Source organism: Caproiciproducens sp. CPB-2 (assembly GCF_036287215.1).
Lineage (GTDB): Bacteria > Bacillota > Clostridia > Oscillospirales > Acutalibacteraceae > Caproiciproducens.
The window spans coordinates 2,327,246-2,341,149 of sequence record NZ_CP142860.1 but is presented as its reverse complement, the minus strand read 5'-3'; the positions used below and the strand labels follow the sequence as shown (position 1 = coordinate 2,341,149).

Below are 13,904 nucleotides of genomic sequence, written 5' to 3'. Positions count from 1 at the left end.
AAAAAGGGCCCGCATCTGCGGACCCTTTGAATCTGCTTTAGCAGGTTCGTCAAACGTCTTGTCGTTTGAGGAACAAAAATCCACGAGCTACGCGCGTGAGATTAAGAGCTTAAGCAAAGAGCATCACCTATCTGGTATAATGACGAGTGTTCAAGCCGTCAAGAAACAGAAGAAAGGTGATGCTCCATGGCAAACAGTTTAGCACATACAAAATGGGTGTGCAAGTATTGGAATTAAATCAGGAAATCCCCCTTCAGCCAATAGGCCAGCGGGGGACCATTTTATCCTGACTTATTTTGAACTGCATTGATTTTCTCCCTACATTCACGACAAATACTGTAGCCTCTGAATGTTGTGAGTTTATGCATACTGTTACAAAAGACACATGCAGGCTTGTATTTCTTCAAGACAACTCTTCCATTCTCAACATAAATTTCAAGGGGATCCTGCTCTTTTATTTTGAGTTTTATTCTTAACTTTTTTGGCAATGCAACGCGTCCAAACGTATCAGCATAACGAATCGCCCCAGTAGATTTCATTTATTTATCGCCTGCATTTCAAATTAAATTTTTATGTGTTCTATTATATAATTCGATGGACTAAGACAAATTTGTGGGGTAATCAATCTCGTCTGGAACTAAAAAACCCTCTGCCGGCTAATTCAAGTCAGCAGAGGGTTTTTAATGCCTATTCCGTTTTTTGTTCCCGGTCTGCGCCGTATTCTGCTTCACTTCTGCGGCCTGGTCCACTCCGGTCTGTGCAGCTTGCAGATGCGGGGTCAGCCGTACCAATAACCGGCGCGCTGCTCTGTACGATCGTTGCCGCCCCGGCATTGGCCGCATCCACAAGAACTTACCGACTATGTAGGCAACGACGGTTGCACCGGCCATAATCAGCGCAGTAATCTGCGTCGCCACCCAGGGCGACGACAAGCAGCGCCGCAAACGATACGATTGCCGCCCGCTTTCCGGAAAGGTACACAGTTGAGCCAGCATATTGCCTATCTGCGCGATTTTTTTCGCTGCTATAAAGATTTCCCGACGGAGCAGCTGGACACATTGGAAATTCTGCTTGAAAAGCTCTACGCGAACTTTAAAATTACAGACGAAACAGATTACAGCAAGCTCACGTCAGAAGATTATCCCATTCTTTCCGATCTGTTTCATTTGGCGCACCACGAACTGGAAACCTATCAGGACACCGGCAGTCAGCTGTACACAAAAGATATTCTCCGTTCCCTGACGCTGAGCCTGCGGTCGATCTGCATCGGCTCTGAAAGCACCTTCTTTAACGGCCACACCAATATCATCAACGCAGATTTCATTGACTTCTCCGTCAAGGGAATGATGGACACCAACGAAAACCTGAAAAATGCCATGTTCCTTAACATCTTCTCCTATATGAGCCATAAGTTCCTGACAGAAGGAGCTACGGAGCTGGCCGTGGACGAACTGCATCTTTTCCTGCAGAACAAAATCGCAATCGACTATATCCGCAGCTTCATGAAGCGCGGCCGCAAAAAGATTCCGGCGTCATTATTGCAAGCCAGAATGTAGAAGATCTGATGCTGCCGAGTATTGTGGAATACACCCGGCCGCTGTTAAGCATTCCAACACACAGTTTCCTGTTTAACCCCGGTGAAAATTGCGACGAGGCCGATTTCCAGCGCCTGTTATCCCTGCAGCAGTGTGAATACAATCTGATCCGTGAACCGAACCGGGGCTTCTGCCTGTTCAAATGCGGAAACGAACGATACCATCTGCATGTTATTGCGCCGCCGTATAAGAGAGAGCTGTTCGGGGACGCCGGTGGCCGATAATGGGCGCCGCGGCATCTGCCCTGCTCAAATTTGCCAAGGTGGGGGCATGGAAAGTAATCGGCGGAATCGATAACTCAAGATATCCGGATAAGGAAGACATTCGGGGCAGCTCATCCGGGCGTTTTACGAGAGGAAGACCAGGAAGGTCCCTGTCCGTGATGCTGACGGAAATCCTGTTCTGGACGGGAACGGAAATAAGACCTACACAATGAAAGAATACACAGTGCCGGTTACGGATTCCACGAAGATTTTTCAGAACATCGAATCTATTTTCCGGATTTCCATCAGCGAGTCAGAGCGAGAATACATGATAAACCTTTCGCAATTTTTGATGGATTATAGCCCGTCCACTGTGTCAGAACAGATAACCGCTTATGAAGGACTGATCAGCAATATTGTTCTCAATACGGCATTCCTCAGTATGCTTCCCTCGTAATGGCCATCATGCAGAACGAAAGCGGCGGGACCGGCAACGACCCGATGCAGTGCGGTGAGAGCCCTCTCAATACGGAATACCCGCAAAGGCATAACGGGATCACCGATCCGGAATATTCGATCAACATCGGCATCAAATACTTTGAAAGTTGCCTAAGGGCAGCGAAATGCAAATCTCCAGATGACGTTCAGGAAATCAGCCTTGCCCTGCAGGGCTACAATTTCGGGAATGGATACATCAACACTGGGCGCCGAAAAAAGGTGGCTACACACAGGCGAATGCCGTCGAATTCTCACAGCTGCAGGCGGCGCGGCTGGAATGGGACAGCTATGGTGACGTTCAACTATGTCAGCCATGTGCTTCGCTATTACAGCACGGCCGGAAGCTCCGGAAGCGGTATCTTCGGCTATCCGATCAAAGTGGGGAAATACACGATCTCATCACCCTTTGGTTACCGTTCCAACCCAACGACAGGCAAGTACACCCTTCATAAGGGTGTGGATTTCGCGGCAGCTTATGGAACGCCGATCTACGCCAGCGAATCCGGGAAGGTAATCTTCGCTGATTTCGGAATCACAGGAGGCGGTTACGGCGGCTATGGAAATGTTGTCGCAATTCAGCATTCATCCTCCACAATTTCCCTGTACGGCCACTGCTCACAGCTGCTGGTGAAGAAAGGAGATACCGTACAGAAAGGGCAGGTGATCGCTCTGGTCGGAAGCACCGGAGAATCCACCGGAAACCACTGCCACTTTGAAATCCGTGAAAACGGAAAAGCTGTTGATCCGATGGGCTTCCTGAAATAGAAAGTGTTATTTTTTCTCTGCTTTAGGCGCTCATTTTCGCCGAAATTCTTTGATAAATGCGCCGGAAAGTGCTATAATATTATTAATAAAAGGAGGGCTGACCGATGAAAGATATTGAGAAAATAATAGGCGAAGTCAATGGCACGATGGCCATGGAAGGTATGCCCTTAACAGCACAGGATAAGCAAAGATTGCGTGAATGTATCACGGGGAAAACGTCCTATGACGATATGGTAAAAAAGCTTGTGAAAAAGCATACTGTTCGTCCGTTCAGGTGACTTTATGAATGATTATCAATATGAGTACGATTGGGATAGCAAGTATTGTTATCCCAATTCCTTTACTCTCATCAATAAGCTGGGCATACAAGATGCTAAGGCACTGAATGAAGCTGAACGGGAAATCACTGCCATGCGTGTGTCTCAGATCAAAGAAAATCCTTGCAAGGGCGATTTTGACCTAAAGCATTTACAGGCGATACATCGGTTCCTTTTTCATGATGTTTATTCGTGGGCCGGCCAGCTGCGCACGGTGAACATTTCAAAGGGGAATCAGTTCTGCAACTGCATGTACATTGAATCCGGCTCAAAACTTGTCTTTGACAAATTAAAACAGGAAGATCGATATTTGATCGGAACGCCTACCGATGTGATCGGCGAGAAGCTGGCCTACTATTTGGGAGAGATCAACGTTATTCATCCGTTTCGGGAAGGTAATGGGCGAACACAGAGAGTATTTATAGAAAGCCTGGCACGGATCGCAGGATATCAAGTGGATTTTACGAATGTGTCTGGCCGAGAAATGATAGAGGCCAGCGCCGATGCCTTTAACTGCGACTACCGTAAAATGACAGATTTATTTCAAAGGATTACGTCACCCATATCGTCTATAGAGCAGGAAGAATACATTCGGCTTGTGATGCCAAAAGGAGCATCATTCTTAAAGATCTATCATGAATCGAGTGAATATCAGTAAGAGTCGGAAGATCAGGAAATCACATTAGAATAAAGAATATCATTCAGAGCCATCGGAAAACAATCCGGTGGTTTTTTTATGCCCAGCAGTTGAAAAACATGTTATTTTTTCTCTGCTTTAGGCGCTCCCGACCGGCTGGCCGAACACATCTAACTTAAAAAAGAAGAGGTAATTTTATCATGAAGACAATCACGGTGAAGCTCAAAATTGATTCGCATGAGCTGGGCTATGTGATTGCTGAGTTCTTGAAACACTCAGTTGATAAAAAAATCTGGAAGTTTAATTAGAAGAACTAAATACTGCTTTTGCTGATTTTCGAGAAAGTACTATTGAAAATCTAAATGTTTATAAAAACTCTTATTTTTTGATCAAAAATCAGGCAATTGAACACACGAAAAACACTATCCAGGTACTTTATAAAGGATTTCATCATAGGCTTTCTGAGTTTCCCATTCGGATGTCTCTATGCACAACAAATTTCACATACATGATATAATCAGGATCGAAAGATTCCTGCGGCACAGCAAATGCGCGTTACTTTTCGCTTTCGCGTCCAATGATGGACAGATAACGGTACACACTGGCGTTACTGCAGCGCAGTAAGTGGGAAACGCGTCCCACGCATCCCTTCACGAGAAACACACCCTTGTCGCTTAACTTGCGGATAATCGTGATTCGGTCTTCCTGGTTGAAGTGCTCCGGAATATGATCGCCAAAAAGTTCCGTTACCGTACTGTTGATGGAATAGTCCAAATCATCAAAAAAGGTTTCCTTTGGAGCAGCCTCACCGCCGGCGCTGTTAATCAATACCGGATTGCCCGCATACTTCAGTCCTCCAAGTTCGAGCAATGCGTTGCTGATCTGTGAAAAGCAAGAGGTGTCGTAATTTATGCATATCATGCCAAGCAGTTGATCGTTCTCTTTAATAAAAAAGGTGGAAGAACGCAGCAAACGGCCGTTTTGTGAGCGCCCCTCGTAGCCGGCAATATAGTCCTGTTCTTTCCATGCCCCATTGTTGATAATCTGGCGGGCAAGGTCAGTCAGCGGGGAACCTACCTGACGGCCGCTGATATGACTGTTGGAAATCGCGACAATACAGCCCGCCCGACAGTCCTGCAAGGCAACCTCGCAGGATAAACCGATAGCCTGTCCCAAAAAGGGAATCAGCTTTTTATAATAATCCATAATGTTTGTCATCAGACACACTCCTTGAAGAAGTAATGAACGGTCTTGTGAGGTAGAAATCGTATATAGTTTTATGATATTGTCCATTTTACCATATTCGGCAATCTTATACAATACAATAATAATTTATTATTTTGTAAAATTTCTTTTTTTAATAATTATTGTTGATAATAGCAACAAATAATAGAATAATTAATTGTTGCTTATGTATATTGCAATTATTATAATAAAAAATTATAATATTTTACAAAGAAAACCAATTTACCAATAAAAAATTATTATGAAAAGGCGGTAATCATGAAAAACGTTGTTTCCAGTACCAGCGCTCCGGCAGCAATCGGCCCGTATTCTCAGGCAATCACCGCAAACGGCTTTGTGTTTGCGTCGGGTCAGCTTCCGATTGACCCTTCCACAGGCGGCTTTCCTGAAGGTGGCGTCACGGCGCAAAGCGAGCAATCCATTAAAAATCTTAAAACCGTTCTTACAGAAGCTGGCTGCAGTCTTGATGACGTGGTAAAGACAACTGTATTTTTGAAGGACATCGGAGACTTTGCTGCGATGAACGACGTGTATTCGCAACATTTCAAGCAACAGTGCCCCGCACGTAGCGCGATTGAAGTGGCAAACCTGCCTAAGGGCGCCGTGGTTGAGATTGAGGCAATTGCAGTTTTACCAAAATGAACAAAAGGAGGGAAATCAATGAACGAATGCTTTAAATCTGTGCATTGGGAGCACCCTGAAGAAGGAAAGGCATATTCTGTGGAGCGTTTCGGCGTTGCGCATGCCAAAGATGTCAACTCCTTTCATAAAAGCTTTCCAGAGTACAGCGTCACCCCGCTCGTCGAGCTGTGCTCTTTGGCAAAGCAGTTGGGGTTGGGAGACATCTGGGTGAAGGACGAAAGCTTCCGGTTCGGTCTTAATGCCTTCAAGGTTCTGGGAGGCAGCTACGCAATTGGTAGGTACCTGTCAAAACGACTTAGAGTTCCTCTTTCGCAGCTGCCCTATGAGCGAATGACAAGCGACAAAGTGAAGCAAAAGCTTGGCTCGCTTACCTTTGTGACCGCGACCGACGGAAACCATGGCAGAGGCGTGGCTTGGACAGCAAACAGACTGGGACAGAAGAGCGTGGTGTACATGCCCCAAGGCAGCGCTCAGGAACGGCTCGAAAATATCCGGGCATTGGGCTCCGAGGCTTCGATTACCGATCTGAACTATGATGACGCGGTACGTTTGGCAAATGAAAATGCGGAAAAGTACGGCTGGATTATGGTGCAGGATACGTCATGGGAGGGTTATGAGGACATTCCCGGATGGATTATGGAGGGCTACACCACCATGGCATACGAAGCGGCACAGCAGCTCCGGGAGCAAAAGCCAACACACATTTTCTTACAAGCCGGTGTTGGGGCGATGTCGGGAGGTGTCACAGGCTTTTTTGCGGATTTGTACAAGGACGACCCGCATCCGCCAATCATTACGATTGTGGAGCCTAATCAGGCGGATTGCCTTTACCGCACCGCCTATGCTAATGACGGCAGGCTGCATTTCGTAAAAGGCGAAATGCACACCATCATGGCCGGACTTGCCTGCGGTGAGCCGTGTACCATCGGCTGGCAGGTGCTGCGTGACCACGCGGACAACTTTGTATCCATGCCTGACTATGTGGCGGCCAAAGGCATGAGGATTCTGGGCAACCCGCTGCCGGGAGATACAAGAATCATATCCGGCGAAAGCGGCGCGTCAACGCTCGGCCTTGTGGCGGAGCTGATGCAAAACAGCAGTCTCGGATGGCTGCGTGACCAGCTTAAAATAGATGCGTCATCCAAGGTGCTTTGTTTCTCCACCGAAGGGGATACCGACAAAGACGGTTATCGTAATATCGTATGGGATGGAAAACATTCCAGCTTTGAATAGAAAGTATATTTAGAAAGAATATGGAGGCAAGGCATATGCTGACAAAAGAAAGACAGGACGCAGTGATTGAGCTTTGCAGAAAGCTTATTCGCCAAAAAAGTTACTCAGGTGAGGAAAGCGGCGTTGCTGCCGAGCTGAAGTCGTTTTTTGAGGGACATGGTTTTGATGATGTGTTCGTGGACGACTATGGCAACACGATCGGACACATCAAAGGCAACCGCCCGGGGAAAAAGTTGCTTTTTGACGGACACATGGACACAGTTCCCGTGACCGACCCCGCCGTTTGGGTGCATGACCCGTTTGCCGCTGATATTGCGGACGGAAAAATCTGTGGCAGAGGCACCTCGGACATGAAAGGAGCGCTTTCTGCAATGGCATCGGCCGCCGCAAACTTTGCCGCCGATAACGGCAAGAATTTCGCGGGCGATATCTATGTGGCAGGCGTGGTGCATGAAGAGTGTTTTGAGGGTGTTGCCGCCCGAAGAATCAGTGGACGAGTCCAACCGGACTATGTGGTCATCGGCGAAGCGTCGAATCTGAACATCAAAATTGGGCAGCGCGGCCGCGCGGAGATTGTAGTTGAAACCTTTGGCAAACCTGCGCACTCCGCAAACCCCGAAAAGGGCATCAATGCTGTTTACAAAATGTGTAAGGTGGTAGAGGCCATTCGGACGCTTGAACCTACGCATCATCCTGTATTGGGCAACGGTATTATGGAACTCACCGACGTAAAGAGCTCACCGTACCCGGGTGCCTCGGTGGTACCGGAATACTGCCGTGCCACCTATGACCGCCGCCTGCTGGTTGGCGAGACAAAGGAAGGCGTGCTCAAGCCCATTCAGGATTTGCTGGACAAGCTGATGGCAGATGACAGCGAGCTGAAAGCAAAGGTGTCCTACGCAGTGGGAACCGAAACCTGCTATACCGGCAATAAAATTACGGGCGAGCGTTTCTTCCCCGGCTGGCTCTACGACAAAGAGGAACCGTTTGTACAGGACGTTCTGAAGGAAATGCAGGCGGAGGGATTTGAGCCGCAGATTACCCAATACAACTTCTGCACCAACGGCAGCCACTATGCCGGAGAAGAGGGAATCAAAACACTCGGCATTGGACCGTCGCAGGAAAATCTGGCGCATACGCTCAACGAATATATTGAGATTGAACAGCTCACCAAAGTCACCGAGGCATACTACGCGGTGATGAAAGCCCTTTTGAAATAGATTCATTTTGAGGAGGTAAGAAATAATGAGCAGCACACAAATCACGGCATCCGTTATTATTTTGCTGTACATGGCGGCAACTGTGGCGATCGGGTTGATTGCGTCCAGGAGGAAGAAGTCCAAACTGGCGAAGGAAAGCAATGACGACTTCCTGATGGCAGGAAAATCTTTAGGGCCCCTTGTGCTTGCAGGCACTTTGTTTGCGTCCAATACGGGCGGCGCGAGTACAACCGGCATCGCAACCAATGTCTATAAATACGGTTTGTCCGCAAGCTGGTACGTAATCGCCGGGGGCATCGGATTTGTTCTGGTTTCTTTCATCGCTCCCTATTTCAGGAAAGCGCAGGCGAATACCGTACCGGAAATCATCAGCAAGCGTTACGGAAAAGCTTCCCATATTTTTACAGCATTTACATCCATTACCGCGCTTTTCATGGCCACAGGGGCGCAGATTATCGCTACCGCATCCATTATCAGTGTTTTGACTGGCATCGGATTTAACATTGCCGCTATCATCAGCACCGTCGTTGTAATCGTCTATACCATGATTGGCGGCTATAAATCGGTTACTGCGGCAAACCTCATGCACGTTTTGTTCATCACAGTCGGTATGGGAATTGCCATGTTCATTATGGTAAACAATAAAGATGTAGGCGGCTTCGGCGCCCTGTTCACAAAGGCACAGGGTATTCAAGCGGCCTCCGGCGAATCCCTTAATTTGCTGAGCATGACTAAAATCGGCTTTACTACGATTATAGGCTATATCGTGATGTATTTTATGACGTTCCCAACCGGTCAGGAAATCGTACAGACCTTCTGCTCCGCAAAGGACGGAAAATCCGCAAAACTCGGATCTGTGCTGGCAGGTCTTGTGTCCGCTGCGTTCGCAATCATCCCTGCCATTATCGGCCTGATCGCTTATTCATGCATTGACGGCTATGCGGCAGGAGGCATCCAGAAGAATGCCTTGGCAGAAGCCACCATGCGCTTTGCTCCGCCGGTTGTTGCGGGTATTGTTCTGGCGGCAATTGTTGCGGCAACCATCAGCAGCGCCTCTGGCAATATGATCGGCACGGCTACCATGTTCACCAATGACATTTTCACGCCCTATATTAACAAGGGAATAAAGAACGACCAAAAGGAAATTTGGATTTCCCGTGTAGTCATGGTTATTGTTGGCATTGTCGGCCTTATTATAGCACTCACCGCGTCGAACATCATCAGCGTTATGATGAGCGCATTCGCACTGAGAAGTGCAGGGCCCTTCGCGGCATTTATCTGCGGTATCTTCTATAAGAATGTTACGAAACGCGCGGGCTTCATTTCTATTGTGGTTGGTACCGTAGTTGCGGCTATCTGGATTTACGCTCTGCATTCTCCTTGGGATCTCAGCGCAATGGTACCCGGCGGCATCGTGGCATTCATCGCAATTTTCGCAATTTCTGCGATTGATAAGAAAATGGGAATTGCGCCAGCGCCGGAAATTCAGTTTGACGAAGAATAGTGACAGTGCTTAAATAGTATTTTTAGGAGGTAAAATTAAATGAAAACCCTGATTAAAAATGGTCTGATTATAGACGGCAGTGGAAAACCCGGTTTCAAGGGTAGTCTGCTGATTGATGGCGACAGAATTGAAAAGATCGGTGACGTAGCAGAAAGCGGAGATATGAAGGTTATTGACGCCTCCGGTCTCGTAGTATCTCCCGGTTTTATTGATACCCACAGCCACAGTGATGTTCAGATTCTGCTGAATCCCGAAATTCTACCTAAGGTGATGCAGGGCGTGACCACCGAGGTGCTCGGTCAGGACGGTGTTGCAATGGCGCCGCTGCCGGAGCAGTACATCAGCCCGTGGCGGAAAAATCTTGCGGGATTGGACGGCGACAGCGACAAAATTGACTGGCACTTTAAAGATACCGCCGGTTATCTGTCTATGATCGAAAAAGTCGGGCCGGGCATCAACGAGTGCTACCTTGTACCGCACGGTAATATCCGCATGGAGGCAATGGGGCTGGATAACCGCCAGCCGTCGCCGGAGGAGATGCAAAAAATGAGGGACATCACCCGCCGCGAGATGGAAGCCGGCGCGATGGGTCTCTCCACAGGTTTGATCTATATGCCCTGCGCCTATGGCCGCACTGAAGAAATCATTGAGATGTGCAAGGTCGTTGCGGAATACGATGGACTATTCGTTATCCATCAGCGCAGCGAAGCGGACACCATTCTGGAATCAATGGAGGAGGTTATCCGCATTGGCAGGGAGTCCGGCGTACGCACCCACTTTTCGCACTTCAAGGTCTGCGGCAAAAAGAACTGGGATAAGATTGACAAGGTGGTCGCACTGCTTGAAAAGGCGGAAGCCGAAGGCATAAAAGTCTCTTTTGATCAGTATCCGTATGTGGCGGGCAGCACCATGCTGGGCGTGATTTTGCCGCCATGGGTGCACGACGGCGGCACAGATAAGCTCGTGACACGCCTCCACGACAAAGAACTGCGTAAAAAGATGGTCGAGGATATTGAGAACGGAATTCCGGGATGGGATAACTTCGTAGACTTCGCGGGCCTTGACAACATCTATGTCACCAGCGTCAAGAATAAGAAAAACGAAAACGCCATCGGCCTGAGCCTTACACAGCTCGGTGAGCTGCACGGCAAGAATCCTTACGATGCAACCTTTGATTTGCTGATGGAAGAAGAAAACGCCGTTGGCATGGTGGACTTCTACGGCACTGAGGAGCATGTGCGGCGCTTCATGAAGCGCCCGGAGATGAACGCCTGCACCGACGGGTTGCTTGGCGGCAAGCCGCATCCCCGCGTATACGGAACCTTTCCGAGAATTCTCGGAAAGTATGTGCGCGAGGACAAAGCGCTCAAGCTGGAGGAAGCAGTTTACAAAATGACCACCAAACCCGCGGAAACCATGCACATCAAAGAGCGCGGGCAGCTTAAACCCGGCTATTTCGCCGATATTGTGCTGTTTAATCCGGACACCGTCATTGACAAGGGCACCTTCACAGATCCCGCTCAGTATCCGGAAGGCATTGACATGGTAATGATCAACGGTAAAACAGTGGTAAAGGATGGCAAACATACGGGAACTCGCGCCGGATGTGTTCTGCGGAACGGGCACGTGAGCAAATAGCGGAATTGCTTTTAGCAGTGTCCTTAAAATTACACAAACAAAAAGTAAAGCAAGAGCCGCAAGATGAACTAAAAAATTAAAATTTTGACCACCGGATTTTTTATATGCTCCCTTTTGAGAGACAGTGAAAGAGAAAAACACTGTTGAACATGAAGGGAGCATTGCTATGTCAAGAAAAAGCAAAATAGCGATAGCGGAAAAGGAAAGAACAACAAGAGAATATACAGCAGGAAATCTCCCAAGGGAGGAAGCGGCGAGATGGGTCGGAGTTGTCCCCGACGTAATAACGGATTGGACATGGATTTATTATCGTCGGGAGGGAGCGTATAGCCTTCAGGAGGAAATCGCAAGCATTTGGACGCACGTTATCTCCCTGCGGCGGGAAGATGCCGATGCGCTGGGGTATGATCATCAAAAGCCTTGGCGCGATCTGGTCCTGCAGAAGATTGATGTCATTGCGAAAGCGTCCAATATCCCCGTATCCGACCTTCACTGGTACGCCGGAATGCATAATACAACACATTATCCTCACATCCACCTTTTTGTATTTACCGATAATCCGAAAGTCGGCCACCTGAACGTGTCCGGCATCAATAAGATGAAAGGCGGCATATTTATGAGCATAAGACGGAGATCCGGGACAACCTGAAAAAAAAGATCGACGATATTTTGTCAGATATCCAGAGCGGCTCCACCGATCAGCTGAACAGAAAGCAAATAGACTCTCTTTCCAAAAAACTTCTCCAATACTTTTTGGCGGCGGCAAAGCTGGGGCATGAATTCGCTCAGTTTGCAGCTGCCAAAGCTTTGCTATCCGGTATCGGCGTGGAAAAGAACGTACAGGGTGCTGTTGATTGGTTCCGAAAATGCGCAGAGAAAGGGAATCCTTTTGCAGCATATCAGCTGGGCTTGCTTTTATCAGCGGGAAAGGAAATTCCTAAAGATGATTCACTGGCACAGAAATTCTGCTCTATAGCGATTTCCGGATTTATTTCTCTCGATCATAAGCAGCCGGATGCAGGCATGGAACGCAAAATTGCACTGATGTTTTACTCCGGGAACGGCACGGCTCAGAATTACGCCGCTGCAGCGCAATGGTTTTCCATGAGCGCTGTGAAAGGCGATCCTTATTCTCAGTTTCAGCTCGCCAGAATGACAGAAAGGGGAAGGCATCCCTGTTGACGCACTCAAAGCGCAGCTAATCTATGCGGCCGCTCTCGCAGGATTTCAAAAAATCCTGCAGGGGAACCCTGACCCGGATTTATTATATAAGGCACTCAAAGAAGTCCACGGCCATCAATATGACGATCAGGAAGAAATAATGTAGGGGGGAATTCATTTGTCAAAATTCATACCGTTTACGGAAGAAGAAATCTATGTAGCCGCGCATACGGAGATTAAGAACATTCTGGACGCGAAGGGAGAAAAATCCGAGCGGAGTGGCACAGAATGGATGTGGGCAGCTAACCACAGCGTCAAGTTTCGCGGACACATTTTCTATGATCACTCCACCGGCGACAAAGGAACCGCGATTGATTTCCTCTGCACCTTTTTTAACATGCGGTTTCAGGATGCCGTTTGTACGCTGAACTGCAAGGATTATAACGGAATTGAGTTTGAAAGATCACGCTAAAAAAAGGAAGAGAACGGCGCCCGTTCGTGCTGCCCGGTAAGAGCCGCAATATGAAGCGTGTTTATGCCTATCTGATGCAGGAACGGCGCATTGATTCTGAAATCATTTCCTTCTTTGTACATAACCGAAGCCTATATGAAAGCGCCAGCACACATAACGCCGTCTTTGTCGGATACGATTCAACCGGCAAGGCCAAGGCGGCTCATCAGAAAGGAACGCTTAACGCTTACTGAAAAGCCATACCGGGGTGATGTAGACGGCTCTGAAAAAGATTTTTTCTTCAATTACCACGGTGGATCAGAGCGACTCTATGTCTTTGAAGCACCTATTGACATGCTGTCCTTCATTACCCTTAACAAAAGAGAAGGATGGCAGAAACATAGCTACCTTGCCTTGGGCTGCACGGCTCCACTCGCCTTGCTCCGCTTCCTATCAGAGTATCTGGGAATCCATCAAATCGTTTTATGCATGGATAATGACGCCGCCGGTATCAAGGCCGACGCAATTATTCAGGAAACACTGCATAGGCTTTCCCAAGGGATGTATGTGGAAGATCTGTCCGAAGAAACGCGAGAACAATTGCAGCGGCCTTATGAAGTGAGTATTTTGAAGTCTATCAAAAAGGATTGGAATGATGATTTGAAATATGGGTAATAAATATGATCAATAATTCATAATTTGGTAAAATTAGTTGAATTAGACAAAAAATAAAAATATAATGTAATATAAGAAGATGATAAATTGGAAATCTAAATTTTTTAGATATTCGGATAA

The 13,904-nt window shown here is 47.7% G+C and carries 17 protein-coding genes and 1 pseudogene; 16 read left to right on the top strand and 2 right to left on the bottom strand.

Features of this window, described 5'->3' with window-relative positions:
• Positions 1–281 precede the first annotated feature (281 nt).
• Entirely contained in the window at positions 282–539 is a 258-nt protein-coding gene (locus VXK30_RS11680; RefSeq protein ID WP_275713796.1) for an AbrB/MazE/SpoVT family DNA-binding domain-containing protein, read from the bottom strand.
• Between the two features lie 444 nt (positions 540–983).
• Between VXK30_RS11680 and VXK30_RS11675 the strand changes: the two genes are divergently transcribed.
• The 6 genes and pseudogenes from VXK30_RS11675 to VXK30_RS11655 all read left to right on the top strand — a co-directional run bounded on the left by VXK30_RS11675 (position 984) and on the right by VXK30_RS11655 (position 4,036).
• Positions 984–1,556 (top strand): hypothetical protein, encoded by a 573-nt coding sequence (locus VXK30_RS11675; protein ID WP_275713795.1) that lies wholly within the window; start codon positions 984–986, stop codon positions 1,554–1,556.
• An 8-nt stretch (positions 1,557–1,564) separates the two neighbouring features.
• Positions 1,565–1,819 carry a hypothetical protein gene (locus tag VXK30_RS11670; protein WP_275713794.1) on the top strand — a complete coding sequence of 85 codons (255 nt, stop codon included), beginning with the start codon at positions 1,565–1,567 and terminating at the stop codon, positions 1,817–1,819.
• A 399-nt stretch (positions 1,820–2,218) separates the two neighbouring features.
• A pseudogene (locus VXK30_RS17210) lies at positions 2,219–2,485 on the top strand (lysozyme family protein); the annotation flags it as partial.
• Between the two features lie 48 nt (positions 2,486–2,533).
• Positions 2,534–3,061 carry a M23 family metallopeptidase gene (locus VXK30_RS11665; RefSeq protein WP_442867967.1) on the top strand — a complete coding sequence of 176 codons (528 nt, stop codon included), beginning with the start codon at positions 2,534–2,536 and terminating at the stop codon, positions 3,059–3,061.
• 104 nt (positions 3,062–3,165) lie between these two features.
• On the top strand, positions 3,166–3,339 hold the full coding sequence (locus VXK30_RS11660; protein ID WP_275713792.1) for a hypothetical protein: 174 nt from the start codon (positions 3,166–3,168) through the stop codon (positions 3,337–3,339).
• Between the two features lie 4 nt (positions 3,340–3,343).
• Positions 3,344–4,036: a Fic/DOC family protein gene (locus VXK30_RS11655; RefSeq protein ID WP_275713791.1), complete on the top strand. Its 693-nt coding sequence runs from the start codon at positions 3,344–3,346 to the stop codon at positions 4,034–4,036.
• 534 nt (positions 4,037–4,570) lie between these two features.
• On the opposite strand, the gene VXK30_RS11650 is transcribed toward VXK30_RS11655, so the two are convergent.
• Complete coding sequence (locus tag VXK30_RS11650) at positions 4,571–5,233, bottom strand: helix-turn-helix transcriptional regulator (RefSeq protein ID WP_275713790.1); 663 nt, start codon at positions 5,231–5,233, stop codon at positions 4,571–4,573.
• A 285-nt stretch (positions 5,234–5,518) separates the two neighbouring features.
• On the opposite strand from VXK30_RS11650, the gene VXK30_RS11645 reads away from it, so the two are divergent.
• The 10 genes from VXK30_RS11645 (at position 5,519) to VXK30_RS11605 (ending at position 13,784) form a co-directional block, all read left to right on the top strand.
• Positions 5,519–5,902, top strand: a complete 384-nt coding sequence (locus VXK30_RS11645) for a RidA family protein (RefSeq protein WP_275713789.1) — start codon at positions 5,519–5,521, stop codon at positions 5,900–5,902.
• 18 nt (positions 5,903–5,920) lie between these two features.
• Entirely contained in the window at positions 5,921–7,135 is a 1,215-nt protein-coding gene (gene dpaL, locus VXK30_RS11640) for a diaminopropionate ammonia-lyase (RefSeq protein WP_275713788.1), read from the top strand.
• A gap of 35 nt (positions 7,136–7,170) precedes the next feature.
• Complete coding sequence (locus VXK30_RS11635) at positions 7,171–8,355, top strand: YgeY family selenium metabolism-linked hydrolase (protein ID WP_275713787.1); 1,185 nt, start codon at positions 7,171–7,173, stop codon at positions 8,353–8,355.
• A gap of 25 nt (positions 8,356–8,380) precedes the next feature.
• Positions 8,381–9,859, top strand: a complete 1,479-nt coding sequence (locus VXK30_RS11630) for a sodium:solute symporter family protein (RefSeq protein WP_275713786.1) — start codon at positions 8,381–8,383, stop codon at positions 9,857–9,859.
• 39 nt (positions 9,860–9,898) lie between these two features.
• A complete protein-coding gene (locus VXK30_RS11625; RefSeq protein ID WP_275713785.1) occupies positions 9,899–11,497 on the top strand; it encodes an N-acyl-D-amino-acid deacylase family protein in 1,599 nt (532 codons plus the stop codon).
• Positions 11,498–11,663: 166 nt separating this feature from the next.
• Positions 11,664–12,146, top strand: a complete 483-nt coding sequence (mobL, locus tag VXK30_RS11620; RefSeq protein WP_329493333.1) for a relaxase MobL — start codon at positions 11,664–11,666, stop codon at positions 12,144–12,146.
• A 20-nt stretch (positions 12,147–12,166) separates the two neighbouring features.
• Positions 12,167–12,679 (top strand): tetratricopeptide repeat protein, encoded by a 513-nt coding sequence (locus VXK30_RS11615; protein ID WP_329493331.1) that lies wholly within the window; start codon positions 12,167–12,169, stop codon positions 12,677–12,679.
• Positions 12,680–12,836: 157 nt separating this feature from the next.
• Positions 12,837–13,130, top strand: coding sequence for a hypothetical protein (locus VXK30_RS11610; RefSeq protein ID WP_275713782.1), 294 nt, complete (start codon positions 12,837–12,839; stop codon positions 13,128–13,130).
• 50 nt (positions 13,131–13,180) lie between these two features.
• A complete protein-coding gene (locus tag VXK30_RS17205) occupies positions 13,181–13,363 on the top strand; it encodes a DUF3991 domain-containing protein (protein WP_442867963.1) in 183 nt (60 codons plus the stop codon).
• Positions 13,296–13,784 carry a toprim domain-containing protein gene (locus VXK30_RS11605; protein WP_442867962.1) on the top strand — a complete coding sequence of 163 codons (489 nt, stop codon included), beginning with the start codon at positions 13,296–13,298 and terminating at the stop codon, positions 13,782–13,784. The genes VXK30_RS17205 and VXK30_RS11605 overlap by 68 nt, the downstream gene beginning before the upstream one ends.
• Positions 13,785–13,904: the final 120 nt, after the last annotated feature.